Annotated in this window: 24 protein-coding genes, 1 pseudogene and 1 riboswitch; of the genes and pseudogenes, 11 read left to right on the top strand and 14 right to left on the bottom strand. The window is 61.7% G+C overall.

All coding sequences use genetic code 11. The annotated features are described in order from the left end of the window. The first annotated feature begins 351 nt into the window (after positions 1 to 351). Genes ATY78_RS28730 through ATY78_RS19405 form a run of 4 tightly spaced genes read left to right on the top strand, consistent with a single transcriptional unit; the run spans position 352 to position 2,465 of the window. On the top strand, positions 352 to 1,146 hold the full coding sequence (locus ATY78_RS28730) for a hypothetical protein (protein ID WP_088683942.1): 795 nt from the start codon (positions 352 to 354) through the stop codon (positions 1,144 to 1,146). Between the two features lie 29 nt (positions 1,147 to 1,175). Continuing rightward, entirely contained in the window at positions 1,176 to 1,448 is a 273-nt protein-coding gene (locus ATY78_RS28725) for a hypothetical protein (protein WP_210191804.1), read from the top strand. Further along, a complete protein-coding gene (locus ATY78_RS19410) occupies positions 1,351 to 2,139 on the top strand; it encodes a DUF2092 domain-containing protein (protein ID WP_088683941.1) in 789 nt (262 codons plus the stop codon). The genes ATY78_RS28725 and ATY78_RS19410 overlap by 98 nt, the downstream gene beginning before the upstream one ends. After that, complete coding sequence (locus ATY78_RS19405) at positions 2,136 to 2,465, top strand: hypothetical protein (RefSeq protein ID WP_088683940.1); 330 nt, start codon at positions 2,136 to 2,138, stop codon at positions 2,463 to 2,465. Before ATY78_RS19410 ends, ATY78_RS19405 begins: the two co-directional genes overlap by 4 nt. 13 nt (positions 2,466 to 2,478) lie before the next feature. Here ATY78_RS19405 and ATY78_RS19400 read toward each other — a convergent pair whose 3' ends face one another. The 10 genes from ATY78_RS19400 to ATY78_RS19355 form a co-directional block, all read right to left on the bottom strand. Further along, positions 2,479 to 5,661 (bottom strand): multidrug efflux RND transporter permease subunit, encoded by a 3,183-nt coding sequence (locus ATY78_RS19400; RefSeq protein WP_088683939.1) that lies wholly within the window; start codon positions 5,659 to 5,661, stop codon positions 2,479 to 2,481. Between the two features lie 41 nt (positions 5,662 to 5,702). Next, the gene (locus tag ATY78_RS19395) at positions 5,703 to 6,899 is read right to left on the bottom strand and encodes an efflux RND transporter periplasmic adaptor subunit (protein ID WP_088683938.1); all 1,197 of its coding nucleotides are present in this window, start codon (positions 6,897 to 6,899) and stop codon (positions 5,703 to 5,705) included. 160 nt (positions 6,900 to 7,059) lie between these two features. After that, on the bottom strand, positions 7,060 to 7,824 hold the full coding sequence (locus ATY78_RS19390; RefSeq protein ID WP_088683937.1) for a DUF4239 domain-containing protein: 765 nt from the start codon (positions 7,822 to 7,824) through the stop codon (positions 7,060 to 7,062). Positions 7,825 to 7,934: 110 nt separating this feature from the next. Further along, positions 7,935 to 9,062 carry a calcium:proton antiporter gene (locus ATY78_RS19385; protein WP_088683936.1) on the bottom strand — a complete coding sequence of 376 codons (1,128 nt, stop codon included), beginning with the start codon at positions 9,060 to 9,062 and terminating at the stop codon, positions 7,935 to 7,937. 158 nt (positions 9,063 to 9,220) lie between these two features. Then, positions 9,221 to 9,928: an SDR family NAD(P)-dependent oxidoreductase gene (locus ATY78_RS19380; RefSeq protein ID WP_088683935.1), complete on the bottom strand. Its 708-nt coding sequence runs from the start codon at positions 9,926 to 9,928 to the stop codon at positions 9,221 to 9,223. 93 nt (positions 9,929 to 10,021) lie between these two features. After that, on the bottom strand, positions 10,022 to 10,405 hold the full coding sequence (locus ATY78_RS19375; RefSeq protein ID WP_088683934.1) for a DUF779 domain-containing protein: 384 nt from the start codon (positions 10,403 to 10,405) through the stop codon (positions 10,022 to 10,024). A 205-nt stretch (positions 10,406 to 10,610) separates the two neighbouring features. Continuing rightward, positions 10,611 to 12,119, bottom strand: a complete 1,509-nt coding sequence (adh, locus tag ATY78_RS19370) for an aldehyde dehydrogenase (RefSeq protein WP_088683933.1) — start codon at positions 12,117 to 12,119, stop codon at positions 10,611 to 10,613. 169 nt (positions 12,120 to 12,288) lie between these two features. Then, a complete protein-coding gene (locus tag ATY78_RS19365; protein ID WP_088683932.1) occupies positions 12,289 to 13,248 on the bottom strand; it encodes a helix-turn-helix domain-containing protein in 960 nt (319 codons plus the stop codon). A gap of 186 nt (positions 13,249 to 13,434) precedes the next feature. Then, positions 13,435 to 14,643: a TIGR03862 family flavoprotein gene (locus ATY78_RS19360; RefSeq protein WP_088683931.1), complete on the bottom strand. Its 1,209-nt coding sequence runs from the start codon at positions 14,641 to 14,643 to the stop codon at positions 13,435 to 13,437. A gap of 72 nt (positions 14,644 to 14,715) precedes the next feature. Beyond that, a complete protein-coding gene (locus ATY78_RS19355) occupies positions 14,716 to 15,138 on the bottom strand; it encodes a helix-turn-helix domain-containing protein (protein ID WP_088683930.1) in 423 nt (140 codons plus the stop codon). Positions 15,139 to 15,209: 71 nt separating this feature from the next. Here ATY78_RS19355 and ATY78_RS19350 point away from each other — a divergent pair, with 71 nt between their 5' ends. From ATY78_RS19350 to ATY78_RS19325, 6 genes are all read left to right on the top strand, one after another. Continuing rightward, a complete protein-coding gene (locus ATY78_RS19350; RefSeq protein ID WP_088683929.1) occupies positions 15,210 to 17,477 on the top strand; it encodes a heavy metal translocating P-type ATPase in 2,268 nt (755 codons plus the stop codon). Between the two features lie 130 nt (positions 17,478 to 17,607). Next, positions 17,608 to 17,833: riboswitch (cobalamin riboswitch) on the top strand. Between the two features lie 264 nt (positions 17,834 to 18,097). Then, the gene (gene nrdH / locus ATY78_RS19345; protein ID WP_088683928.1) at positions 18,098 to 18,319 is read left to right on the top strand and encodes a glutaredoxin-like protein NrdH; all 222 of its coding nucleotides are present in this window, start codon (positions 18,098 to 18,100) and stop codon (positions 18,317 to 18,319) included. 13 nt (positions 18,320 to 18,332) lie between these two features. Beyond that, positions 18,333 to 18,734, top strand: a complete 402-nt coding sequence (gene nrdI / locus ATY78_RS19340) for a class Ib ribonucleoside-diphosphate reductase assembly flavoprotein NrdI (RefSeq protein ID WP_088683927.1) — start codon at positions 18,333 to 18,335, stop codon at positions 18,732 to 18,734. Further along, complete coding sequence (gene nrdE / locus ATY78_RS19335; RefSeq protein WP_088683926.1) at positions 18,713 to 20,881, top strand: class 1b ribonucleoside-diphosphate reductase subunit alpha; 2,169 nt, start codon at positions 18,713 to 18,715, stop codon at positions 20,879 to 20,881. The genes nrdI and nrdE overlap by 22 nt, the downstream gene beginning before the upstream one ends. Positions 20,882 to 21,057: 176 nt before the next feature. Next, positions 21,058 to 22,032: a class 1b ribonucleoside-diphosphate reductase subunit beta gene (nrdF, locus tag ATY78_RS19330; protein ID WP_088683925.1), complete on the top strand. Its 975-nt coding sequence runs from the start codon at positions 21,058 to 21,060 to the stop codon at positions 22,030 to 22,032. Positions 22,033 to 22,137: 105 nt separating this feature from the next. Then, positions 22,138 to 23,361, top strand: a complete 1,224-nt coding sequence (locus tag ATY78_RS19325; RefSeq protein ID WP_088683924.1) for an adenylate/guanylate cyclase domain-containing protein — start codon at positions 22,138 to 22,140, stop codon at positions 23,359 to 23,361. Between the two features lie 17 nt (positions 23,362 to 23,378). Here ATY78_RS19325 and queE read toward each other — a convergent pair whose 3' ends face one another. From queE to ATY78_RS19305, 4 genes are all read right to left on the bottom strand, one after another. Next, the gene (queE, locus tag ATY78_RS19320) at positions 23,379 to 24,107 is read right to left on the bottom strand and encodes a 7-carboxy-7-deazaguanine synthase QueE (protein WP_088683923.1); all 729 of its coding nucleotides are present in this window, start codon (positions 24,105 to 24,107) and stop codon (positions 23,379 to 23,381) included. Then, positions 24,104 to 24,460 carry a 6-carboxytetrahydropterin synthase QueD gene (gene queD / locus ATY78_RS19315; protein ID WP_088676294.1) on the bottom strand — a complete coding sequence of 119 codons (357 nt, stop codon included), beginning with the start codon at positions 24,458 to 24,460 and terminating at the stop codon, positions 24,104 to 24,106. Before queD ends, queE begins: the two co-directional genes overlap by 4 nt. Then, the gene (gene queC, locus ATY78_RS19310; RefSeq protein WP_088683922.1) at positions 24,460 to 25,170 is read right to left on the bottom strand and encodes a 7-cyano-7-deazaguanine synthase QueC; all 711 of its coding nucleotides are present in this window, start codon (positions 25,168 to 25,170) and stop codon (positions 24,460 to 24,462) included. The genes queD and queC overlap by 1 nt, the downstream gene beginning before the upstream one ends. Positions 25,171 to 25,257: 87 nt before the next feature. Further along, positions 25,258 to 26,316, bottom strand: coding sequence for a LacI family transcriptional regulator (locus ATY78_RS19305; RefSeq protein WP_088683921.1), 1,059 nt, complete (start codon positions 26,314 to 26,316; stop codon positions 25,258 to 25,260). A 307-nt stretch (positions 26,317 to 26,623) separates the two neighbouring features. Between ATY78_RS19305 and ATY78_RS19300 the strand changes: the two are divergent. Next, positions 26,624 to 26,933 (top strand): annotated as a pseudogene (locus tag ATY78_RS19300) (sugar ABC transporter substrate-binding protein); the annotation flags it as partial.

Here is a 26,933-nt window from a genome sequence, read left to right as displayed (position 1 = left end):
TAACGCCTCATCAGGGGCCCCCAAGGAGGCAAAGCCGACGCAGAGGGACAGAAAAACTACAAATCCTGCACCCACAACCAAATCTCTTCTCAATTCCCTCATCACAAATAGCCCGCTGAAAAGCGGGCTATTTGCGTTTTTGCGCGCAGAACCGATAGTCCTGCGAGTTGGCATCGATTTTCAAGTGCCGATGAGATAGTTGCTAAAAGGATAATATTCTAATATATCTAGTTCAGGCGCTTCTTATATTTCTATTGCAGTAAGCAACGTCCGTCCAATCGGCGGCGCCTATCATTCTATTCAGAGGGCAGTTCGATTTCATGAAGTAGATCAGATCTATAGGGGGGAATCATGCGAAAATGGGGGTCTTCTCTACTGACGTCTCCATATGGGAGGCGCCGTTTTCTATCGGCAATCTGCGCGTTGCCCGCGTTCTGCTCAGTGGTGTTCTTCGCCGAGGTTGCCTATGCGCAAGCGCCGACCGAAGAACAGCGTGACGCGATCAGGGCGGAGTGCCGCTCCGATTTCATCGCGAAATGCTCCGGGGTGACGCCCGGAGGAATGGAGGCTCTCAGCTGCTTGCAGCAGCATAGCGCTTCGCTTTCGGCGGGATGCCGGAATGCGGTTTCCGCGGTGACCGCAAAGCCCAAATCGACATCTGCGGAGCCGGCCCCGGCTGTCCCCGCAGACACGGCGGCGAGCGCTCCGGCGCCCGCGACCGGGACGCCGGCGCATCAGCCGACGCAGGCACAGCGAAATTCGGTCAAATCGGCCTGCCAGCGCGATTTCATGGCGCAGTGTTCCGGCGTGACACCGGGGGGCGCCGAGGCGCTCAGCTGCCTGCAGCAGCATAGTGCCGCTTTATCGGCGCTTTGCCAGCAGGCTGTCGCCGCGTTGGGGGGATCGGCCGCGCCGACGACCGGCGATGCGGCCGCCACGGGCGCTATCACCCCCGCTCCTCGAGCCATGATGCCGGCCTTCACACCACGCGAGGAAGTAATGATCCTGCGGGAAACCTGTGGACCGGACTTCCGGGCCTTGTGCCGCATGGTGCCTCTCGGGGGCGGACGGGGCATTGCCTGTCTGCGGGACAATCTGCAGCGGGTGTCGCCGGCCTGCCATCGGGTCCTGACCTCCGGATTGTAACGACCAGCCGAACTTGTTTTCAGAAAGGGATGATCGCGCTCCAACGGGAAGTCTCCGCGAGTGCGATCCAGCCAAGACCGCAGGCGGCTGTTGCCTGCCTCCATGCCTTGCATTTCTCACATTTCATGTACGGCGACGGCAGGTCCGCCAGCCACTGTCTGCAATTCGATGAAATCAATGACGACACGAACGAAAGGCATTGCCATGTCATCGACTTTCCCTTTTCCGCAATTGAAGCGGATGCTTATATATGCGTCGGTTTCCGCCAGCTTGGTGCTGCCGACGAGCGCCTGGGCGGATGACGCAAAAGAGCTGCTCAAGAAGATGTCCGATTTTCTGGTGGCGCAGAAGACGATTTCCTTCACATACCAATCGTCGCTCGAAGCGGTGACGCCTGCCTTTGAGAAACTCCAGTTCGTGAGCTCGGGGACCGCCAACCTGACGCGTCCCGACAAGTTGCGTGTGACGAGGACCGGTGGCTTCGCGGATCTCGACGTCAGTTTCGATGGTTCGTCGCTGACGGTACACGGCAAGAACCTCGACGCTTATGCCAAGATCGACGGCAAGGGTTCGCTCGATGATCTGATCGACAGGCTCATGACGGCGGGTGTCGAAGCGCCGGGCGCCGATCTTCTATCCTCCAATGTCTACGACGAGCTCATGTCCGATGTGACGGAGGCCAAGCACATTTCCAGTGCTTTCGTCGATGGCGTCGAATGCGAATACCTGGCCTTCCGAACGCCTGAGATCGACTGGCAGATCTGGATACAGACCGGCTCGCAGCCGATACCGCGCCGTTACGTCATCACCAGCAAGCACGTCGTCCAGGCGCCGCAATACACGCTCGAAATCAGCGATTTCAAAACTGGAGCAGATGTCGCAGCCGTTGCCTACACCATCGAGATTCCTGCCAGCGCGAAGACGGTCGATCTGAGCGAACTGCAATCGCTCGATGAGCTTCCGGCCGCCGCCGATATGGGAGAAGCGAAATGACCTATAACAAGCTGCTGTTCGCACTCAGCCTTGCCGGCGTGCTGACATTCACCGATTTTCGCGTCGAGGAGCAGGGTTCCATGCCGTTGTCGATCGGCTTCGCCACGCCGGCGGGCGCCGTCATCGGCAGGCCGCTGACGCCGCTCTCTTATGCGGGTGTGGCTCGCCGGACGACGCGGCGGGTGGTTACACGTACGACGACGACTATCGCCGTACTTCCGGCGGGGTGCCGCTATGGTCCCTATTACGGTGGCTATTATTATCGATGCGGCGCCTATTATTACGCCAAGAGCGGCAACGTTTATGTGCAGGTGATCGTCCAATAAAGCCGCGATCGCCTCATCCGACCTTCGATACTTCTGTTTCCGCCATGTTTGCGGGCTTGTTTGCGGTCGCGCCGCGCCGCTTCCAATGTTCCTCGAGACGTTGCAGCAGGACGTAGAAGGAGGGGACGAAGAGAACGGCAAGACAGGTCGAGGCGATCATGCCGCTGAAGACAGATATGCCGATCGACTTGCGGGCCGATGCGCCCGCACCTGTCGCCAGCACGAGCGGCAGGACCCCGAGGATGAAGGCAAAGGACGTCATCAGGATCGGCCGGAAGCGCAGGCGGGCGGCCTCGACGGCCGCGTCCAGGATTTCCATGCCTTCCGCCCGTTTTTCCCGCGCATATTCGACGATGAGGATGGCATTCTTGGCTGCGAGCGCAATCAGCAGGATGAGGCCGATCTGCGTATAGAGGTTGTTGGCGACGCCCGCCGCGGTGAGTGCCGCTACGGTGCCGAGCAGGGCGAGCGGTACGGCGAATATGACCGCCAGCGGCAGGATCCAGCTTTCATACTGGCCGGCGAGCACGAAATAGACGAGCAGCATGGCGAGCGCGAAGATGAAATAGATCTGCCCGCCCACGGCCTTCTCCTGATAGGAAAGCGCCGTCCATTCGAAGCCGGCGCCTGCCGGCAATGTATGGTCGGCAATCTGTTCCATGACCTTGAGCGACTGGCCGGAGCTGAAACCGGCGGCCGGTCCGCCGACGATGGTGGCGGTCGGATAGAGATTGTAGAGGCTGATCAGCGAGGGGCCTTGTGTCGTGGTGACATCGACGACCGTACCGAGCGGCACCATCGTCCCGTCGCCTGCCTTGACCTTCAGATTGCGGATATCGTCGGGACTGACCCGGAAATCGGAAGCGGCCTGCGCATAGACCTGGAAGGTGCGGCCGAACTTGTTGAACTGGGTGACGTAGCTCGATCCGACGTAGCCGGAGAGAGCGGAGAAGACCTGGCCCACCGTAATGCCCAGCGTCTCCGCCTTGATGCGATCGACGGATACCGCAAGCTGAGGCACGTTCGAGCGAAAAGGCGTACTCAGCCTCTGCAGCGACGACTGGGCGTTGCCGTTCTTGACGATCGTATCGGCGAGCGATTGCAGCAGCGGATAGTCAGATATGCCGTTCCTGAGCTCGACCTGCATGGTAAAGCCGTTGGCATTACCGATGCCCTGGATCGGAGGCGGCACCACCACCAGCGTCTTGGCCGTCAGCACGTGCTGCAATGCGTCGTTCAGATGCTGATAGATCGACAGCAGGTCCTGTCCTTTCTCCTTGCCGCGCTCTTCCCAATCCTTGAGGACAACATAAGCCACGCCGGCATTCTGCAGGCTGGCATTGTTGTCGAGAACGGAAAGGCCACTGATGGTCAGCACCTGATCGACGCCGGGTGCCGCCTCGGCGATCTTGCCGACCTCCTCCATCACTGCATCCGTCCGCTCCTTCGAGGCGCCGTCCGGCAATTGCGCGCTGATCAGTACATAGCCCTGATCCTCGATAGGCAGGAATGCGGTCGGCAGGCGGGTGAGGCCCCAGACGGCGATCCCGATCAGCGCGAGCGCTGCGATGGCCATGACGCCGCTGTGGCGGGTCATCGATCCGATCAGGCCGGCATAGTGGCGTTCACCCCAATCATAGCCCCTGTTGAAGCCGCGATAGAAGATGTTGCGTTTCTCGAGCGGTACTGAAGCGCGCAGCCAAAGGGCGCATTGCGTCGGTTTCAGCGTGACGGCATTGATGGCGCTGATCAGCGCCGTGGCGGCAATGACGAGTGCGAACTGTCGATAGAGCTGGCCGGTCAGGCCGGGCAGGAAGGCGGCAGGAATGAAGACTGCCATCAGCACCAGCGTGATGCCGATGACAGGGCCGAGCAGTTCTTCCATCGCTTTCTCTGCGGCCTTTCGGCCAGGCATGCCCGCCTCGATGTGCCGGGCGACGCCTTCGACGATGACGATGGCATCATCGACGACGATGCCGATCGCCAGAACGATGGCAAAAAGCGTCGACAGATTGACCGTGAAGCCCAATGCCGCCATTGCCGCGAAAGCGCCGATGATGGTGACCGGAACGGTCGTCGCGGGCACGAGCATCGCCCGCCAATCCTGCAGGAAAACGAGAATGACGATGAGAACGAGCACGCCCGCCTCGATCAAGGTGACGTAAACCTCGTCGATGGAGGCTTCGACGAATTTCGTCGTGTCGAACGGCACGTGATATTCGAGGCCGGGCGGAAAGCTTTTCGAGAGCTCCTCCATCTTCGCGCGCACCGCCTGCGCCACCGCAATGGCGTTCGCTTCCGGCAATTGGAAAATGCCGATGCCGGCCGCCGGTCGGCCATTCTGCGTGAAGGACTGGCTGTAGGTCTGGGCGCCGAGTTCGACGCGGCCGATATCGCGCACACGCGTGATGCGGCCGCCCTCCCCACTCTCGACCTTGACGACGATGTTCTCGTAATCTGCCGCCTCGTTCAGGCGACCGTTGACATTCAGCGTGTATTGGAAGAGCTGCCCTTTCGGCACCGGCGGAATGCCGATCTGGCCGGCGGCAACCTCCTGGCTCTGCTGCTGCACGACGCTGACCACATCCTGCGGCGTCAGGCCGCGTGCCTGCAGCAGGTTCGGGTCCATCCAGATCCGCATGGCATATTGGCCGGCGCCGAACACCGTGACGTTGCCGACGCCAGGCAGGCGGGCGAGCTCGTTCTGCAGATTGATGACCGCATAGTTCGACAGGAACAGGCTGTCATAGCGGCTGTCGGGCGAGGTCAGGCTGACGAAACCGAGGATCGCCGTCGATTTCTTCTGTGTCGTGACGCCCTGAAGCTGCACCGCTTCGGGAAGCGACGACATGGCGATCGCAACGCGGTTCTGGACCAGAACCTGCGCCTGATCGGGATCCGTTCCGATGGCAAAAGTCACGGTCAGCGCATAGGTGCCGTCGCTGGCGCTCGTCGACTGCATGTAGAGCATGTCCTGGACGCCGTTGACCTGCTGCTCGATCGGCAGCGCGACGGTATCGACGAGGGTCTGGGCGCTGGCGCCGGGAAAGCGGGTCGTCACCTGCACCGTCGGCGGAACGACGTTCGGATATTGCGCGACGGGGAGCTGAAACAGGGCGACCGCGCCGACGAGCACGAAGACGAGCGCCAGGACATTGGCGAGTACCGGCCGCTCGATGAAGAAGCGCGAGATCATGCTCTTGTCCTTAGACGGTCAAAGGAAGCCGGATGGCGAATTCATTGCATCGTGGTCTGGGCCTTGGCATCGCCGGCGGCGCTTGTCGCCGGGTTCATTTCCATCTTCTCGGGCGTGACCTTGCTGCCGGGAATGGCTTGCTGGATACCCTGGGTCACCACCCAGTCGGCCGGATCGAGGCCGGATTGGACGACCCGGAGCGGACCTTCCCGCTGGCCTGTCTTGATCTGCTTCTGCTCGACGACGTCGTCCTTGCCGAGAACGAGCACATAGCTGCCCAACTGGTTGGTGCCGATCGCATCGTCGCGCACCAGCAGGGCCTTGTCGTTATGACCGACCGGCACCCGAACCCTAACGAAAAGGCCGGGCAGCATGGCGTGGTCCTTGTTGTCGAACAGGGCGCGCACCTGAAGCGTGCCGGTGGAGGCATCGAGCTGGGGCGATACGTAATCGAGATGTCCCTTGTGCGGATAGCCTTCCTCGGTCTGCAGACCGATCTCCGCCGGTATGCTCGGAAGATCCGTCTGCCTGAAGGTATGCCCCTGCTTTGCCAGGGTTTCCTTGATCATCAGCACCTGCGTTTCGCTGACGTTGAAATAGGCATAAAGCGGATCGGTCTGGACGATGCTGGCGAGTTTGGTGGGGCCGGATACGCCGACCAGTGTGCCGATATCGACGAGGTGATTGGTGACGATACCGTCGAAGGGGGCGAGTACCTCCGTATAGCCGAGGTTGATGGTCGCGAGTTCGACGTTGGCCTGGGCGTTGAGGATGGCGGCATTCGCCTCGTCGAGGGTCGCCTTGGCGCTGTCGACCGCAGTCTGCGTGGTCACCTGCTGTTTCGACAGATTGAGCTGCCGGTCATATTCCTGCTTCGCGCCGACCTGGGAGGCCTGTTGCGAGGCGAGCGATGCCTTCGCTTGATCCAGTTGCGCCTGATAGGTGTCACGCTCGATCCCGAAGAGCTTGGCGCCCTTCTTGACCATCATGCCGTCCTGATAGTCGATGGATTGGACATAGCCCTGGACGCGTGCCTCGATATCGACGGAATTGAGCGGCGCGGTATTGCCGGTCAGCTCGAAATAGAGCGTTATCGCTTGCTGGACCGGCTGTGCGACACGAACCGGCGGAGGAGGAGGGGGAACGTAGGTGTTGCCGCTCTCCTCGCAGCCGGCGAGAAGCGCCATGCCGGCAAGTGTCAGAAAAAATCGCAGACCCTGATGCAATCCCCCACGCATTGCCGCCGCCTCGACATGTCAAGAGCCCAGTCTCTATGCGTGCCTCGACGGCGGCCCCCACCGGCCTGCCGAAGGTTCAAGGCAGGTGATATTATGTCGCGGCATTGCTAAAAATTGCAATAGCCCTCGGTCACAATTGAACGGCGTCGAACCGCACCGGCTACGGTTTCCCGAGCCGTTCGATGGCGGACTGCAAGGGTGTGTCGGAAACGCGGACCAGCCCGATGTAGGGATTGGCCATGTCCGTAACCAGGAAGACGGCGCCGGCGACGGACAGGGCGCAGACAAACAGAATAGACAAGACGGTCGGATTCGGTGGCGCCTGCAGCCCGAAGGTCGCAAAAAGCAGCGAGAGCCAACAGACGAGAACGGCAAGGAAGGCCCAGGGCAGGCCTTCGCTGCCGGATTCGACCAGCAGCCAGTGGGTTTCGGCCACCATGCCGCTCACCTCAAGCGCGCGCGCCTGGAGAGAATGCTGTGCGGCATCCCGGGGCGACAGGGCTCGAAGGTTGTCTTGAACCGCCTCGATATCCTGATATTCCGGCAGCGCCTTGCCTGCCGTTTCGTCGGTGGTCTCGGCGGTCCAGCCGCGGCTCAGCCGCTTCTCGATGAGTTCACGCAGAAGCTGGCGCGCATGGCCGGTTTCCGGGCCGTAATGCGCCATGACGCGGTCCAGCAGGAGGACCCGCGCCGCCGCTGTTCTCATCTCCGCTTCGGCGTTGTCATAAGAAGATTTGGCGGATGCGATCAGCAGGCCGAGCGCCAAGGCCGACAGCGTGCCCACCACCGCGGTCGCGAGCCGGATGACATCCTTGGATTCCGGATTGAGATGATGATCCGGCAGGCGGGCGCGCATTACCATTCCCATCGACGTTGCCGCAGACAGAAAGACAAAGACAAGCCCGCCAAGCAACAGTGAGCTCAAGCCCGGTCCCCCTAGAGCCTTTCCGCCATCATAGCGGAGGACGGACAAAGCGTGAAATCTTTACTTTCCCCTTCTCTCGCAGCCGTTGAGCGACGCGTCATGGCTGCAGGTCATTGCTGGAAAATGAGCAATACGTAGGCCAGGAAGAGCACCAGATGGACGGCGCCCTGCATGAGATGCGTCCGGCCGCTGGCAAAGGTAATGATGCTGACGGCGAGGGTGAGCAGGAGCATCACCAGGTCGCTGTGTTCCAGACCCAGGGTGACGGGGTGGCCGTAAAGGCGGCTGACGACGAGCATTGCCGGCACGGTCAACCCGATCGTCGACAGGACGGAGCCCAGAAAGATATTGACGGAGCGCTGCAGATTATCGGCGATGGATGCGCGCACGGCGCTGATTGCCTCGGGCGTTGCGACGAGCACGGCCATGACGACACCGCCGAAGGCGGTCGGAGCGTGCAGGGTTTCGATAATGTAATCGATCGGCCGCGCAAGCTGTTCGACCAGAAAGACGACTGGCCCCATATAGGCGAAGAGCAGAAGCGCATGGGGCCAGACCGGTCCGTGAGGCGGAACGTGTTCCCCGTGATGCTGGCGGTTGCCGTCGCTGGCGAAATAATCCTGATGGCGGCCGGCCTGAAGAAACAGGAACGTGGCGTAAAGGCCGACCGATACGATACCCAATATCAATTGCCGCGGCGCCGATGGATGCTGCCCGTCCGGGCCGGCAATAAATGTCGGCATGACTAGGCTCAGCGTCGCGAGCGGCACGATGACGCCGAGATAGGCATTGGCGCCCTGCAGATTGTGCTGCTGTTCCGGCCGCCGCCAGGCCCCGAGCAACAATGACAGGCCGACCATGCCGTTGAGGATGATCATGACGACTGCAAACAGAGTATCGCGCGCAAGCGTCGGGTTGTTTTCGCCGTGAATCATGACGGCTGAAATCGCCATCACCTCGATCGAGGTGATGGCCAGCGTCAGAATGAGCGTGCCGTATGGCTCTTTCAGCCGCTCCGCCAAACGATCCGCATGCCGAACGACCGACAGGGCCGAGCCGAGGACGACGGCGAACAGCCAGCCGAAAACGACGGTGAACCAAAACGGATCGGAAAGCCGCGCGAAGAGCGGCTCGGGGAACGCAATGAATATAAGGCTGGTTGCGATGCTGACGGCGAGGAACCATTCCCCGCGCAGGCTCACTCCGTTGATGGTGCGCGCTGCCGGTTCGTCAGTCATGACAACCACCGGCCTTCGGGAAATGCCGTCGCGATGCGATCATCAACACCATTGTGCCCGGTCTGAACAGACCATCCCCTCGTTGCCACCGGTCCTGAATATCGACAGGATCGTACCTCAAGCCGGACGGCGTGTAACCGGCTAAAACGCGCCAGGTTTTATTCGCGACCGGTGGCCGGGATCGCAGCGCCGGTGACGACGGCCGCGGCCGGCGAAATCAGGAAGGCGATGAGGCGGGCGATCGATTGCGGCGAGACCCAGCCGTCCGTCTTCGCATTGGGCATGGCCGTACGATTCTCAGGCGTGTCGATCGTCCCGGGCAGGATGCAGTTGGCGGTGATGCGGTCGTCGCGGCATTCGGCGGCGATCGCTTCGGTCAGTCGGATGACGGCGGCTTTCGAAGCGGCGTAAGCGGCCTGGTTGGCGCCTGCCTTCAGGCCGGGCGCGGCGGCGATGTGGACGATGCGGCCATAGCCGGCAGCCTTCATGATGGGCAGGACGGCAGCGCTGATCGTCAGCGCGCTATCGGCATTCGCGGTCATCATCATCCGCCATTGCGCGGGAGCATCCGGCCCGACCGGTCCCATCTGGAAGCCGCCGACCGTATTGACCAATGCGCCGACGCCGCCGAAACGGGCGACGGCCTCGGCAACAGCGGCAGTGCAGGAGCCGTAATCGGTGAGATCCGTGCCTGCGATCGGCAGAAACTCGGCGGAGGCGGGAAGATCGCCCGCCAAGGCTTCGAGCCCACGGCTCGAACGGTTGATGCCGACGAGCTTCATGCCGGAGGCGGCAAGCTCGCGGACGACGGCGCGGCCAAGGTTTCCTCCCGCGCCTGTGACGATCACGGCTTTCTGGTCACTCATGGCAATGGATCTCCCGCGGGCCGGTGTTGGACGACACCGCATTGTTGATCCAAGCTCGGCGGCAGCGCAAGCCTCGAAGGAGTATGAGGATATTCAGGCCCTGGTATCCGGCACGGCGCAGGCCTCGCCGCCGCCGAAGAGGCGGGAGCGGGTGAGGAAGCGCTTCTCCCGGCCGTTGTCGAGCGAGAACATGCCGCCGCGGCCGGGCACGACGTCGATGATGAGTTGCGTATGCTTCCATGCCTCGAACTGGCTGGCGCTGATATAGACCGGCACGCCGCCGATCTCGCCGAGCTTGACGTCGCTGTCGCCGACCATGAATTCGCCTGTGGGATAACACATGGGTGAGGAGCCGTCGCAGCAGCCGCCCGACTGGTGGAAGAGGATATCGGGATGGTCCCGCCGGATTTCGGCAATCAGATCGAGAGCCGCGTCGGTTGCGAGAACGCGTGGTTCACCGTTGACGGTCGTTTCCATGGTTCTTCCTTCAATGTTCTGGAAAGGAGATTCCCCTCCCCAACCCCTCCCCACAAGGGGGAGGGGCTTAGGATGCCGCCTCCGCTGTTTTCCTTACGAAGGTTTCAGCAAGGCGATGCGTCGCTTTTAGAACGGGGCAGTTCAACGTGTTAAGCCCCTCCCCCTTGTGGGGAGGGGCTTAAACCTCTCCCATGCGAACGGCGTCTCAGAAGAAACCGAGCGCCTTCGGGCTGTAGCTCACCAGCATGTTCTTGGTCTGCTGGTAGTGCTCGAGCATCATCTTGTGGGTTTCGCGGCCGATGCCGGACTGCTTGTAGCCGCCGAAGGCGGCATGGGCAGGGTAGGCGTGGTAGCAGTTGGTCCAGACGCGGCCGGCCTGGATCTCGCGGCCGAAACGGTAGCAGCGATTGGCGTCACGGCTCCAGACGCCGGCGCCGAGGCCGTAGAGCGTGTCGTTGGCGATTTCGAGCGCTTCCTTCTCGGTCTTGAAGGTCGTGACGGATACGACCGGCCCGAAGATCTCCTCCTGGAACACACGCATCTTGTTGTGGCCCTTGAAGATCGTCGGCTTGACGTAATAGCCGTTCGCCAGTTCGCCGCCGAGATCGTTGCGCGAACCGCCGGCCAGGACTTCGGCGCCTTCCTGCTTGCCGATATCGAGATAGGCGAGGATCTTTTCGAGCTGTTCGTTCGATGCCTGGGCGCCGATCATGGTCGCGCTGTCGAGCGGGTTGCCCTGCTTGATCGCCTCGACGCGTTTGACGGCCTTTTCCATGAAGCGGTCGTAAATCGATTCCTGGACGAGGGCGCGGCTCGGGCAGGTGCAGACCTCGCCTTGGTTCAGGGCGAACATCGCAAAGCCTTCGAGCGCCTTGTCGAGGAAGTCGTCATCCTCCGCCATCACGTCGGCGAAGAAGATGTTCGGCGACTTGCCGCCGAGTTCGAGCGTCACCGGAATGAGGTTCTGGCTGGCATATTGCATGATGAGCCGGCCGGTCGTCGTCTCGCCGGTGAAAGCGATCTTGGCGATGCGGGGGCTGGTTGCCAGCGGCTTGCCGGCCTCGATGCCGAAGCCGTTGACGATGTTGAGCACGCCGGGCGGCAGGAGATCGCCGACGAGTTCGGCCCAGAACAGGATTGAGGCCGGGGTCTGCTCGGCGGGCTTCAGCACCACGCAGTTGCCGGCGGCAAGTGCCGGCGCCAGCTTCCAGGTCGCCATCAGGATCGGGAAGTTCCACGGAATGATCTGGCCGACGAGGCCGAGCGGCTCGTGGAAGTGATAGGCGATGGTGTCATGGTCGATCTCGCCGATCGAGCCTTCCTGGGCGCGGATGCAGGAGGCGAAATAGCGGAAGTGGTCGATCGCCAGCGGAATGTCGGCGGCCATGGTTTCGCGGATCGGCTTGCCGTTGTCCCAGGTCTCGGCCTGGGCGAGCAATTCCAGCTTGTCCTCCATGCGCTGGGCGATCTTCATGAGGATATTGGAGCGCTCGGCAGCCGAAGTGCGGCCCCATTTGTCCTTGGCCGCATGGGCGGCGTCGAGCGCCAGATTGATGTCCTTTTCACTCGAGCGGGGAATGTCGCAGAGCTTGCCGCCGGTGACGGGCGTCAGGTTTTCGAAGTATTTGCCTTCGACCGGCTCGCGCCATTCGCCGCCGATATAGTTGCCGTATTTGAGCTTGAACGGCGATTCGACGACTTTCTGATGAAGCATGTCATCCTCCCTTGATGGTCCAGGTTCCAATCGAACCAGTGGGAGGAAAATGTGCGCGTTTTGCCGAAGGGAACAGAGTGCGGCATCGATACCGCAGTGCACACTGTCGCAGGGTTGCGACAGATCGCGTCATGATTGCCCATGTCCGCGGAACCTTCGAGCCCACTGCTCAGTGCAGGTCGAACTTTTTCATCTTCCGGTGCAGGGTGGCGCGGCTGATCCCGAGTGCTGCGGCCGCCTGCGAGACGTTGCCGCTGGTGCGCGACAGTGCTCGCAAGAGGGCTGCCTTTTCCGCTTCGACCATCTCTTCCTGCTGCGAGACGGCGGCTTCCTGGAGCGCATCGGAGGCCGGGATTCCGGCTGCAATCCGTTTGTCGTCGAGCTGCAATGCGATGCGGGCGGCGCGGGTGGCGCCGAGCACGAGGTCGTGCCGATCGACCGCAAGCAGGGCGGCGGCGGAATTGGCGCTCGTGGGGACCATCAGGAAACGGGCGCCTGCAAAGGCCGAACGAAAGAGATTGAGTTCGATGCGCGTCGCCGCATCGCGCACCGTCTGCGTCAGGATCGCCAGCGTCATTTCGCTGACGTCTTCGCGGCAGGTGGAGATATCGAGGGCGGCGGCAAGCTCACCGCGATGATCGCGGATCGGCGCCGTCGTGCAGCTCAGGCGGATATTCGAGCAGAAGAAATGCTGGTCGCGGAAGATGGCGACGGCGCGCTCGTCGGCGAGCGCGGTGCCGATGCCATTGGTGCCAATACTCGCCTCGGTCCAGATCGAGCCGGTCCAGAGGCCGAGATCGCGGAAGTCCTTGTCGTCGCCTGATGTGCCCCGGCGCTCCAGCGCGATGCCGTTCCTGTCGGTCAGAAGGATGCAGCAGCCGGCCTTGCCGACCGTCGTAAAGAGGCGGTCGAGCTCGTCGGTGGCGCCGGCGATCAGCCGTTCGGACTGCGCGCGTGCATGGTGGAATTCGCCGTCGGTGAGGCGTAGCGGCGCGCGTTCGTCTTCCGGAGCGAGCTGGTGCATGGTCATGCAGCGCCGCCAGGACGCGACGATCGGAGAACTCGCGGCGGCGGAATTACGCTGCGCAGAGGTGTAGACATGCTCCGCATGCGCTGACTGTTCTTGCATCTGCTCCTCCCACGGAACTTCAGCATAGTCTGATGGAAAAGCCATCGGTTGGCAATTGCACGCTTCGACGGCCGCCCTCTTCCTCACCCCGGGCGATCAGGGCACGATGCTGAATAGTGTGAGCGATCTTCGCACGGCATCTCGCTCCGCTTCATTGATCTAGATCCGGTTTCAGATCATCCGCGTCTACCGCAACAGCCAGGCCTCGATGCCGCGCGCGGCCGCCCGGCCGGTCGCAAGGCAGGCGGTGAGCAGATAACCGCCGGTCGGCGCTTCCCAATCGAGCATTTCGCCGGCGACGAAGGTATTGGGTAGGGCCTTCAGCATGAAGCCTTCGTCGATGCCGCTCCAGCGGATACCGCCGGCCGAGGAGATCGCCTCGCCGATGGGTCTCGTGTCGAGAACCGGGATCGGCAGGGCCTTCAGCATGCCGGCGAGCCGCTCCGGATCGGTTCTTTCGCGCTCGGGTACGAGTTCCCGCAGCAAGGCCGCCTTGACGCCGTCGAGGCCGGCGCCTTTGCGCAGCCGGTTTGAAAAGCTCGATTTGGCGTCCTGCCGGGCAAGGTCGCGCGCCAGCCTCTCGATCGTCCGGCCTGGTGCCAGGTCAAGAGTCAGGATGGCGTTGCCATGGCTCTGCAACCGGTCGCGCAGTGCGGCGGCATGGGCATAAATCAGGCTGCCCTCGATGCCGCTTGCGGTGATGACGAATTCTCCGGGAATGCTGCCTGCCTCGGATGTGGCGGTGACGGATTTGACCGGCTCGCCGGCGAAACGCTCACTGAAATTCGCGCTCCAACCGATGACGAAGCCGCAATTGGCGGGTCGGAAGGTGTCGATCTCGACGCCCCTTTCCGACAGCCAGGGCAGCCAACTCGCATCGGAGCCGAGGCGCGGCCAGCTTGCGCCGCCGAGCGCCAGCAAGGCGGCATCGCAATGGACGATGCTGCGGCCTTCCGGCGTTTCGAAAACGTAGCCCTCTTCGGCAAAACCGGTCCAGCGATGGCGGGTGCGCAGGGCAACGCCTTGGCCTTCCAGTCGCCTGAGCCACGCGCGCAGCAGGGGAGAAGCCTTCATCACTGTCGGAAAGACCCGGCCGGAGGAGCCGATGAAGGTCTCGGTCCCGAGCCCTGCAGCCCACTCCCTGATGTCATCGGGGGTAAAAGCATCAAGCGCAGGGCGCAGACGGTCGGAGGCTGTGCCGAACCGCGTGGCGAAACTGATATAGTCCTCGGAATGGGTGATGTTGAGACCTGATTTGCCGGCCAGCAGGAACTTGCGGGCGAAGGTCGGCATGGCGTCATAGACCGTCACTAAATGACCGGAGAGCGAAAGCAGTTCGGCAGCCGCAAGGCCCGCCGGGCCACCGCCGATGATCGCAACCCGCTTCTGGTTCATGAATGTCTTCGCCCGATTCTTTCTGATGCAGTTTTGGCGCGAGGACGAGTCACCTGCAAGGGCGCAACCACGTCAGTGGTGCGAATGCGTGCATTGGCCATGATCGGCGAGAACCTCGATGACACGGCATTGGTCGACGCGGCCATGGCCGCAGCCTTCCACCATGGTTTCCAGCTCGGCCTTCAGTGCCGTCAGGCTGCGGATGCGCTGCTCGACCTCGACGAGGCGGGCCTTGGCGATGGCATCGGCCGAGGCGCAGGATTGATGCGGATCGTCCTGCAAAGTGAGCAGCGTGCGGATCGCCTCGATTTCGAAACCGAGTTCGCGGGCATGGCGGATAAAGGCGAGGCGGCTGATGTCGGCGGGCTCGAAGGAGCGCTGGTTGCCTTCGCTGCGGCTCGGGGCGGCGAGCAGGCCGATGCTCTCGTAATAACGCACCGTCGGCACCTTGACGCCGCTCCGGCGAGCCGCTTCGCCGATGGTGATCTTTTTCATGATTTTCCTCTTGCACCTCTAGTCGCTAGAGGATGTAGGTGGGATGCTTCTGTTTGACAAGGAAGCGGATCATGGCTGAGACGAGCGAGACACGATACCGGGTCGGTGGCATGGATTGCGCCGCCTGCGCGACCAAGATCGATACGGCGGTCAGACGCGTGGCAGGCGTCGCCGATGTTTCCGTCTCGGTGGTGGCGGGCACGATGACTGTCCGGCATGACGGCAGCAGCGACCTCAAGGCGATCGAGAAGAAGGTGACGGGGCTTGGCTATTCCGTCTCGCCTTTTACCGGAGGGGCAGCCTCTGTGCCTGAACGCGGTTCGCATCATCATGATCACGATCACGCGGGCCACGACCACGATCATGCGAGCCATGATCACGCGGGTCATGATCACGATCATGAAGGCCATGGTCACGACCACGCCCATGGCGAAAAGAAAATCGAAGGTCTGCACGGGCATGACCACACGCCGATGACCGGTCCCTGGTGGCAGAGCAAGAAGGGCCGGCTGACCATTTTCTCGGGCGTGGCGCTCGTTGCCGCCTATGCTGTCGGCCATCTCGTGCCGGCGATTGCATCCTATGCCTTCATCGTCGCCATGCTGGTCGGTCTCGTGCCGATCGCCCGGCGTGCGGTCATGGCGGCCCTATCCGGCACACCCTTTTCGATCGAGATGCTGATGACGATCGCCGCTGTCGGCGCCGTCATCATCAATGCGGGAGAGGAAGCGGCGACCGTCGTTTTCCTGTTCCTCGTCGGCGAGCTGCTGGAGGGTGTGGCGGCGGGCAAGGCGCGCGAAAGCATCCAGTCGCTGACGGCCTTGGTGCCGAAGACCGCGCTGCTCGAAGACAATGGCCAGATGCGGGAGGTGCCGGCGGAAAGCCTTGCCGTCGGCGCGATCATCATGGTTCGCCCCGGCGACCGCATCTCTGCGGACGGTGTCATCGTTTCCGGCGAGAGCGCGGTCGACGAGGCTCCGGTGACGGGCGAAAGCACGCCGGTGCGCAAGGGCGTCGATGCAGTCGTCTATGCCGGTACGGTCAACGGCGATGCAGTGCTCAGGGTTCGCGTCACGGCGGCCGCTGCCGACAATACCATCGCCCGCGTCGTCAAGCTGGTGGAGGAGGCGCAGGAATCGAAAGCGCCGACGGAACGCTTCATCGACCGGTTCTCGCGCTATTACACGCCCGGCGTGGTGGTGGTCGCCGCGCTGGTGGCGGTCGTTTCGCCGCTGTTTTTCGGCGGCTCGTGGAACGAATGGATCTACAAAGGTCTTGCCATCCTGCTGATCGGCTGCCCCTGTGCGCTCGTCATCTCGACGCCGGCGGCGATCGCCGCTTCGCTCTCGGCGGGTGCCCGGCGCGGGCTGCTGATGAAGGGCGGCGCGGTGCTGGAGACGCTCGGCAAGGTAACGATGGTCGCCTTCGACAAGACGGGCACGCTGACGGAAGGCAAGCCTCGGGTGACCGATATCGTTTCCTTCGGATTGAGCGAGGCGCAGCTCCTGTCGCGCGCGGCGGTGCTGGAGCAGGGCTCCAGCCATCCCTTGGCGCTCGCCATCCTCAACCGCGCCAAGGCCGACGGCGTTCCCGTGCCGCCCGCCTTCGAGCTGGAAGCGGTGCCGGGCAAGGGCGTCAGCGGCAAGGTTGGCGGCGAGACGCTGGATCTCTTGTCGCCGTCGGCTGCCCGCGAGCGCGGGGCGCTGGACGGGGAACAAGAGTCGCGCATCACGGCGTTCAACGACGAGGGCAAGAGTGTGTCGGTGCTGCTCGTCAACGGCGCTGCGGCCGGCCTGATCGCCATGCGCGACGAGCCGCGCGAGGATTCCGGGGCCGGGCTCTCGGCGCTTAAATCGGCCGGGGTCAAGGCGATGATGCTGACGGGCGACAACAAGCGGACGGCGGCAGCCGTCGCCGGCATGCTCGGCATCGACTGGCGCGGCGAGATGATGCCGGAGGACAAGCAGCGGGTCGTCGGCGAATTGAAGCGCGAGGGCTTCGTCGTCGCCAAGGTCGGCGACGGCATCAACGATGCTCCGGCGCTTGCCGCCGCCGATATCGGCATCGCCATGGGCGGCGGCACCGATGTGGCGCTGGAGACGGCGGATGCCGCCGTGCTGCACGGACGCGTCGGCGACGTGGCGCGGATGATCGCGCTTTCCAAGCGGACGATGCGCAATATCCTTGAGAATATCACCATCGCGCTCGGGCTGAAGGCGGTCTTCCTGGTGACGACGATCGCCGGCATTACTGGGCTCTGGCCGGCGATCCTCGCCGATACCGGCGCCACCGTGCTGGTGACGATCAATGCGCTGAGGCTGCTGCGTGTAAAGGCATGAATGTTTTCCCGAATGGCGGTCTGGTTTCGTTAAGCTTTCGTTATCCCTGTTTTTCATAGGAACGCAGCGATTTCAAACCTGCCGTAACGCGGTGCACAAACCATCAGTTGACGTGAATTCGGATTCGCGTACTATATCTAGTGTTCGAGGTTCCCTCGATTCGTGAGGATCGAGGGCTAAGACGGGAATACGGTGCGTTGCGCCATCATGGCGCGGCAATGCCGGAGCTGCCCCCGCAACTGTAAGCGGCGAGCAACTGTCCGATTTCAGGTCACTGGAGCATGATGCTCCGGGAAGGCTGGGCAGGGTGCTTCGACCCGTGAGCCAGGAGACCTGCCTCGAACGAAACGTCCACGGGCGGGGTGTCCGGAAGGTCGCGTCTACGAAGGCGGAATGAATCCGCGTCTGTTGCGCCGCCCCGAACGTCCGCATGAGCACTTCGGGGTTTGAAGTCATGTCGAGAGCATCAAGGCCGCCGCCCGCGCAGATCCCGCGAGGGACGACGTCAGGCGTTTAAGCGCCAACTTTGCCAGATCATTATCAAGCGTTGCCCCCCGGACGCCGCACGGCGCCCGATCCCAGTCCTGTGTCCTGAATTCATTGACATCACGAGGAACATGATGAGCGTTACCGTTTACAGCAAGCCGGCTTGCGTCCAATGCACCGCAACCTATCGCGCCCTCGACCGCCTGGGCGTGAACTATGAGATCGTCGATATTTCCGAGGATGCCGAAGCACTCGATCGCGTGCGCGGCATGGGCTACATGCAGGTTCCGGTCGTGGTTGCCGGCAGCCAGCATTGGGCGGGTTTCCGTCCCGACATGATCAGCGCGCTCTCCTGAGCGGAGAAAAGCGATGGGGCTGATCGTCTATTATTCGAGCCGATCCGGGAACACCCATCGTTTCGTCGAGAAGCTGGGACTGCGCGCGGCGCGCATTCCCGTCGACGCTGAAGGCATCCACATTCACGAACCCTATGTGCTGATCTCGCCTACCTATTGCGGTGACGGCGGCAAAGGGGCCGTGCCCAAGCAGGTGATCCGCTTCCTCAACGATGCGGAAAACCGTTTCAACATCCGCGGCGTGATCGCCGCGGGCAACAGCAATTTCGGCGAGACCTACGGGCTTGCCGGCGACGTGATCTCGCGGAAATGCCAGGTGCCGTATCTCTACAGGTTCGAGCTTCTGGGAACGGCCTGGGATGTCGCCAATGTCAAAGACGGGATGGGACGATTTTGGACACGGGAACAAATCTGACGCGGGATGCGGGCGCAAAGCCGCTGAAAGCGGCTGAAACGCTCGATTATCATGCACTGAACGCGATGCTGAACCTCTATGACGATGAGGGCAGGATCCAGCTCGACAGGGACCGCATGGCGGCCAAGCAGTATTTCCTGCAGCATGTGAACCAGAACACCGTGTTCTTTCACAATCTCCGGGAAAAGCTCGATTACCTCGTGACCGAAGGCTATTACGAGCAGGAGGTTCTCGACCAGTATTCCTTCAATTTCGTCCGCGACCTGTTCGACCAGGCCTATGCCAGGAAATTTCGGTTCCCGACCTTTCTCGGCGCCTTCAAATATTACACCAGCTACACGTTGAAGACCTTCGACGGGAAGCGCTATCTCGAGCGCTACGAAGACCGCATCTGCATGGTGGCGCTGGCTTTGGCGCGCGGCGACGAAGCCCTTGCCCGCGACATCGTCGACGAGATCATTTCAGGCCGTTTCCAGCCGGCGACGCCGACTTTTCTGAATGCCGGCAAGAAGCAGCGCGGCGAGCTCGTCTCCTGCTTCCTGCTGCGCGTCGAGGACAATATGGAATCGATCGGCCGCTCGATCAATTCGGCGCTGCAGCTTTCCAAGCGCGGCGGCGGCGTGGCCCTGTCGCTGACGAATATCCGCGAGGCCGGCGCGCCGATCAAGCAGATCGAGAACCAGTCCTCCGGCATCATCCCGGTGATGAAACTGCTCGAAGACAGTTTCTCTTACGCCAACCAGCTCGGCGCGCGCCAGGGCGCGGGCGCGGTCTATCTCCACGCCCATCACCCCGACATCATGCGCTTCCTCGACACCAAGCGCGAAAATGCCGACGAGAAGATCCGCATCAAGACGCTGTCGCTCGGGGTCGTCGTGCCCGACATCACCTTCGAACTCGCCAGGAACAATGAGGATATGTACCTGTTCTCGCCCTATGACGTGGAGCGGGTCTATGGCATGCCTTTCACCGAGATTTCGGTGACGGAAAAGTACCGTGAGATGGTGGCGGATGCCCGCATCTCCAAGAAGAAGATCAAGGCGCGGGAATTCTTCCAGGTGATCGCCGAAATCCAGTTCGAGAGCGGCTATCCCTACATCATGTTCGAAGATACGGTGAACCGCGCAAACCCGGTGGCAGGCCGCATCTCCATGAGCAACCTCTGCTCGGAGATCCTGCAGGTGAGCGAGGCGAGCGAGTATCACGACGACCTCTCCTACAAGCATCTCGGCAAGGATATTTCCTGCAATCTCGGCTCGCTGAACATTGCAGCGGCGATGGATTCGGCCGATTTCGGCAAGACGATCGAGACCTCGATCCGGGCGCTGACGGCCGTCTCCGACATGAGCCATATCGCCTCGGTTCCTTCAATCGAGAAGGGCAATGACGAAAGCCATGCGATCGGCCTCGGCCAGATGAACCTGCACGGATACCTTGCCCGTGAACGCATCTTCTACGGCTCCGAGGAAGGCGTCGATTTTACCAATATCTATTTCTACGCGGTGACTTATCACGCCATCCGCGCCTCGAACCTGCTGGCGGTCGAGCGACGCGCGAGCTTCAAGGGCTTCGAGAATTCGAAATATGCCTCGGGTGAATATTTCAACAGATATACCGAAAAGGAATGGAAGCCGGCGACCGAGAAGGTGCAGGCGCTGTTCGACAATGCCGGCATTCATATCCCGACGCAGGAAGATTGGGCGGCGCTGAAGAAGGCCGTCATGACCTCCGGCCTCTATAACCAGAACCTGCAGGCGGTGCCGCCGACGGGCTCGATCTCCTACATCAACCACTCCACTTCCTCGATCCATCCGATCGTTTCGAAGATCGAGATCCGCAAGGAAGGCAAGATCGGCCGCGTCTATTATCCGGCGCCGTTCATGACCAACGATAATCTCGATTATTATCAGGACGCCTACGAGATCGGGCCGGAGAAGATCATCGACACCTATGCGGCGGCGACCCAGCATGTCGACCAGGGCCTGTCGCTGACCCTGTTCTTCCGGGACACGGCAACGACGCGCGACATCAACAAGGCGCAGATCTACGCCTGGAAGAAGGGCATCAAGACGATCTACTACATCCGCCTTCGCCAGATGGCGCTGTCCGGCACCGAGGTGCAGGGATGTGTGTCTTGTACGCTTTGATTTGATTTCAGCCGCGAATCTTTGAGCGAGTGGCCCCCTCATCCGCCTGCCGGCACCCTCTCCCCGCTGGGGAGAAGAGACAAGCCGCGTGCACGGCGTTCCCCTCTCCCCAGCGGGGAGAGGGCAGGGTGAGGGGCTCCGCACTCCGTTAGAATTTATGGAAGAAAGACCACCCAATGAACATATCCATCAAGCCAGCCTCCCGCGTCCGCGCCATCAACTGGAACCGCATCGAGGACGATAAGGATCTCGAAGTCTGGAATCGCCTCACCGGTAATTTCTGGCTGCCGGAGAAAGTGCCGCTGTCGAACGACATTCCCTCCTGGGCGACGCTGACGGCGGCCGAGCAGCAGCTCACCATTCGCGTCTTTACCGGACTGACGCTGCTCGACACGATCCAGAACGGTGTCGGCTCCATCAGGCTGATGGAGGATGCGGCAACACCGCATGAGGAGGCGGTGCTTTCCAATGTCTCCTTCATGGAGGCGGTGCATGCACGCTCCTATTCCTCGATCTTCTCGACACTCTGCTCGACGCCCGATGTCGACGACGCCTATCGCTGGTCTGAGGAAAACGAGTTCCTGCAGCGGAAATCGGCGCTGATCATGAAGCAATATGCCTCCGGCGATCCCTTGAAGAAGAAGGTCGCGAGCGTCTTCCTCGAAAGCTTCCTGTTCTATTCCGGCTTCTACCTGCCGATGTACTGGTCGAGCCGGGCCAAGCTGACCAACACGGCCGACATGATCCGCCTCATCATCCGCGACGAGGCGGTGCACGGCTATTATATCGGCTACAAGTTCCAGCGCGGGCTGGAGCGGTTGCCCGAGGAGCGCCGGCAGGAAATCAAGGATTTCGCCTTCGATCTCCTGCTCGAACTTTACGACAACGAGGCGAGATATACCGAAGCGCTCTATGACGGCGTCGGGCTCAGCGAGGACGTCAAGAAGTTCCTGCACTACAATGCCAACAAGGCGCTGATGAACCTCGGCTATGAGGCGCTGTTTCCGGCCGAAGCCTGCAAGGTCAATCCGGCGATCCTGTCGGCGCTTTCGCCGAATGCCGACGAGAACCACGACTTCTTCTCGGGTTCCGGCTCGTCCTATGTCATCGGCAAGGCCGTGGCGACCGAGGACGAGGATTGGGATTTCTGAGGTTTAATCGATACCTCCCCTTATCATTTGCTTTCCCATCGACCACATTCAGCGGGAAGATTGAGTTCGGCACTCGCCAGTGAAGTGGCGTAGCGGGGGTTTTAGATGTCGTCTTTTTTGAACAAGGTCGGGACTTCAGTCGAGGCGGACGAAGGCGTCTGGCCGATTCGTCGGAGACGGATTCTCGACTGGCTCGTGAACGAGACGCGCGGCGAGCGTTTCATCGACAATATTCTGGTGGACATGTGTGGGAAGCTGCTGGCGGCCGGCGTGCCGGTGGCGCGGGCGACGCTGCATTTCAGGGTGAACCACCCGCAATGGGTCGGTGCCCGCATTCTTTGGAAGGAGGGACTGGCGGAGGCGAAGATCGATACATTCGCCTATGGCGTCGAAAACACGCCGGAGTTCCTGACCAGTCCGGTCAACGCGATCCATCAGGGTGTGGTGGAGGTGCGCAGGCAGCTGGAAGGCGCAGCCGACGGCGAGATGGATTCATTCTATCAGGACCTGCGCGACGACGGTTTGACCGAGTATATCGCCTGGCCCGTCGAACACACCTTAGGCAAACGCCATGTCGCTACATTTTCCACCAACCGGCCGGGCGGCTTCGAGCGCGAACATGTCGATTTCCTGCGCGATCTCCTGCCAGCGCTAACGCTTGTCAGCGAAATCCGGCTGAAAAACATCATGGCGCGCACGTTGCTGCAGACCTATGTCGGGCCGCATGCGAGTGAGCAGATCCTGTCGGGTGTGACGACGCGCGGCAGCGGCGCCACTGTCGGAGCGGCAATCATGATCTGCGACCTGCGCGATTTTACGGCGATCTCCGATCTCTGGCCGCGCGACGATGTCATCCATCTGCTCAACGATTATTTCGACGCGATGTCGGATCCGATCGAACGCTACGGCGGCGAAATCCTGAAGTTCATGGGCGACGGATTGCTGGCGATCTTCCCGCTGAGTAAGGACACGGCCTGCCTCGATCTGCTGCAGGCGATCCGAGAGGGGCAGGCGTCGATGACTGAATTGAACGAGGAGCATGTGCGCATGGGGCGCGATCCGCTGCGCTACGGCGTCGGTGTGCATGTCGGCGACGTCATGTACGGTAATATCGGCTCGCGCCGGCGGCTGGATTTCACCGTCATCGGCCCGGCGGTCAACGTCGCCTCGCGGCTGGAAAGCCTGACCAAGGAGGTCAAGCGCCCGGTGCTCTTGTCGCGGGCCTTCGTCGAAATGGCGGGCTGCGCGAAAGACATGGACAGTCTCGGCACCTTCCCGCTGCGCGGGCTCGGAGAGCCTGTCGATGTCTTCGCTTTCCCGGAACGATAGGTTTCGGCGGACGGGGCTCATACCCCTCGTTTGTTTCCCCAAAGCAGCACGTGCAACTGCGGCAGCACGCGCGGCGCAAACCAGCGGTCCGCCGTCACCTTCTCGACGAGCCAATGCATCCGGTCCATGACGCCGTCGATATCGATACGCGCGTCGTCGTCTTCAGGCGGCGGCGGCGTATGGTTGCCCGGCTGCAAGTACAGGGGAATATAGGGGTATCGTTGGCCCACGTCTCGCGCGAATGCATAGTCGGCATCGTCGAAGACGACGATTTTCAAAGCGATCTCCGGCCCGCCGGCGGTCAGCCGAAGGCAGTTGTCGACCTCACCCCAGTCCGTCTGCATTCCGCTTGACGGCGGCTTGGGGCTCAAGACCAGGACGTCGAGATCGCGAAACCAGTTCCGGGCGACACTCCCCTGTGTTTCCAGTGCGAAGCGGTATCCCTTGGAATGGCCGAGTTCGATCAGCGGCCCGAGCGGCTGGATCGCCGGGTTGCCTCCGGAAAGCGAAACCGTCATCGGCCTGCCTCCGGAGAGTTTCGTGACCTCTTGCCAGATCGCCTCGACCGACATGGGCATCCATTGATCCCGGAAGGCGCTGTCGACCGCATGAAGGCTGTCGCACCAGGAGCAGCGGTAATCGCAGCCGCCCGTCCTGACGAACACCGTCGGCAGTCCGATCAATGCACCTTCGCCCTGTATGGTCGGGCCGAAGATCTCGCTGACGCGGATGGTCTCCGTGCTCATGGCCTGTACTCCGCCCAGGTCTTCGGCGTTTCGCTGACGCGGACGGACGACGTCTCGGGAAAACGCTGCTTGCACCAGTCGTAGAAATGCCTGGCCAGGAATTCGGAGGTGACTTTGGAATGACCGAACACGTCGTTCAAGTGGCGATGATCGAGAGCCTCGTCGATATAGCGCTTGAGCGGCGAGAGGTCGTGATAATCGCGAACGAAGCCGTCGTCATTCAGGTTTTCGGCCGAGAGTTCGACGACCACGATGTAGTTGTGGCCGTGGAGCCGGGCGCATTGATGATCGGCCGGCAGGTGATCCAATTGATGCGAGGCGGAGAGATGAAACTCCTTGGTGATGCGGTACATCAACGCACCTCCGTCGCGGCATATTGCGACACCGCCGCCTTCCAGAAGTCGCGGTCCTCGTATTCCGTGGGGTCGACGACACCGGCGAGATGGAAGGCTTCGCGGCGTTCGACGCAGGTTCCGCAGCGCCCGCAATGGAGATTGCCGCCCTTGTAGCAGGACCAGGTTTCCGCGAAAGGCGTGCCATGTTTTGCGCCATCGGCCACGATCGCGGCTTTGGGGACCTCGACATAGGGTGCGAGCAGCTTGACGCTGGCATAACCGTCCAGCGCTTCGTTCTGCATGCGCTGGAAGGCATCGATGAAGCCCGGACGGCAGTCCGGGTAGATGAAGTGGTCGCCGCCATGCACGGCGACGGCAACGGCATCCGCCTTCTGCGCGGCTGCCAGCCCAAAGGCGATGGCCAGCATGATGGCATTGCGGTTCGGCACCACGGTGGCCTTCATGGTCTCCTCGGCATAGTGGCCGTCCGGAACCTCGACATCGTCGGTCAGGGCCGATCCGCTGAGATGGCCGCCGATGGCGGCGATATCGATGATGTGATGGGGAACGGCAAGCCGCGCGGCGCATCTGGCGGCAAAGTCGAGTTCCTTGCGATGCCGCTGGCCGTAGTCGAAGGAGACGAGACCGATGAGCTGTTCTTCCGCCGCCATCCTGCGGGCAAGCGAAACGGAGTCGAGTCCGCCGGAGCAGACGACGATAGTCTTCATATTTTGGATTCCCTTGTTTTGACCGGGTGGGCTGCGACCGGATTACGCGCGCGCTTCTAAGGCAAATCGCGCTTCATGCAAACAGTTTTAGCGCTGACCGACCGGAAAGTTGATCTGCGGCGGCAGCAGGAGGTGCAGATTTTCTGCCTCGGGATTGTTGATACGCTGGAGCAGGATGCGGCCGAGATCCTCGCCGGCCGCCGTCAGGTCCTCGTGGATCGTATCGACCTTCGGCTGCAATTGGGTGAGAAGGCGGGATGTCTCCTTGGCGACGATATCGTAATCGGCGGCGAGCGTGCGGCCGGCATCGTTCATGCCGCTGATGACCGCGAGGGCGGAGACTTCGCCGGGACAGATGAAGCCATCGGGTGCATCCGGCGCGGCTGCGCGGACGCGCATGAAATCGCGCAGCGTATCCGCCGGCGTATCGAGATCGACCGTCTCGGGGATCTCGTAAGCGATGCCGGCTTCGCGCACCGCCGTCATGAAACCGTGCAGGATATGCTGGCAGAAGGTCAGCCGTTTCGGCGGCAGGATCACAGCCATTTTTTTGCGGCCCTTAACGATCAGCCGGCGCGTCGCCTCATAGGCGAAAGTGAAATTGTCGTAGTCGACATAGGGATGCGGCGTCGAAAATTCGGTGCGGCCGTGACAGATGAAGGGAAAGCCGGTTTCGAGCAGCAGGCGGACGCGGGCGTCGAGTGGCTCGGTGCGCGTGAAAATCAGTCCGTCGGCCAGATGGTTGCGAATGATGTATTCGGCGGCTTCGGCGTTGGTCGTCGACAGGAAGTTCGGGGCGACGACAAGATGGTAGGGTGTTTCTTTCAGCGCCTTGGCGATGCCGTACATGATCGAGGTGGTAAAGCCGACCACCTCCTCGTGGGGATCGAGCAGGATGGCGACGACATTGGTGCGGCCCGTCTTGAGACGCTGTGCCGCCCGATCCGGGAGATAGCCGATCTCGCGGGCGATGCGATGCACGCGTTGGCGGGTCTCGAGCGAAATCTGCGGCGCATCGGAAAGCGCCCGTGACACCGTCGTCACCGCCAGGCCGGTGATGGTGGCGATCGTCCGCAATGTCGGCTTGCTGCGCTTGGGGGCGATATCGAGATTTTCGCCGCGATGCGGCCGGGACGGTTCGGTCACTCTGGGCTTTCCATGCTGGAATTGCCGATACAATAACACGATGACTCAGGTGCGCAATCTGGCAATGAAAACGTTTTAAATTCTACCGCCTCATTATCCTTTTGGATTATATTTATATAATTCAATGTGTTATGGCAGTAACCACATTTTTCTCGGGAGTCGAGAAAGAGCTTGACGACCAAGGGCTTATAACGTTTTAAATTGTTAACCGCGCGGAGGAGCGCGGCTTCATGCCGACTGCTGCAATGGCGGGACGCATCTGGTGGCGGGGAGGGTCCTGCCGCCAATTTCAAACGGGAGGAAATTCATGCGCAAGTTCATGAGCTCGGCGGCGATTGCTGTCGTGATGGTTGCTGGTTTGGGTGCGGCGCAGGCTGCCGACGTGAAAGAAGTGCAGATGCTTCACTGGTGGACGTCAGGCGGCGAGGCGGCTGCTTTGAATGTCCTGAAGGAGGATCTGTCGAAGGAAGGCTTTGCCTGGAAGGATGTTCCGGTTGCCGGCGGCGGCGGTGATGCGGCGATGACGGCGCTGAAGGCGATGGTGGCGGCGGGGACCTATCCGACGGCCTCGCAGATGCTGGGCTATACCGTGCTCGATTATGCCCAGGCCGGTGTCA

The sequence above is a fragment of the Rhizobium sp. R635 genome, assembly GCF_002211285.1.
Classification (GTDB): domain Bacteria; phylum Pseudomonadota; class Alphaproteobacteria; order Rhizobiales; family Rhizobiaceae; genus Rhizobium.
This window is presented reverse-complemented; position numbering and strand designations above follow the sequence as displayed.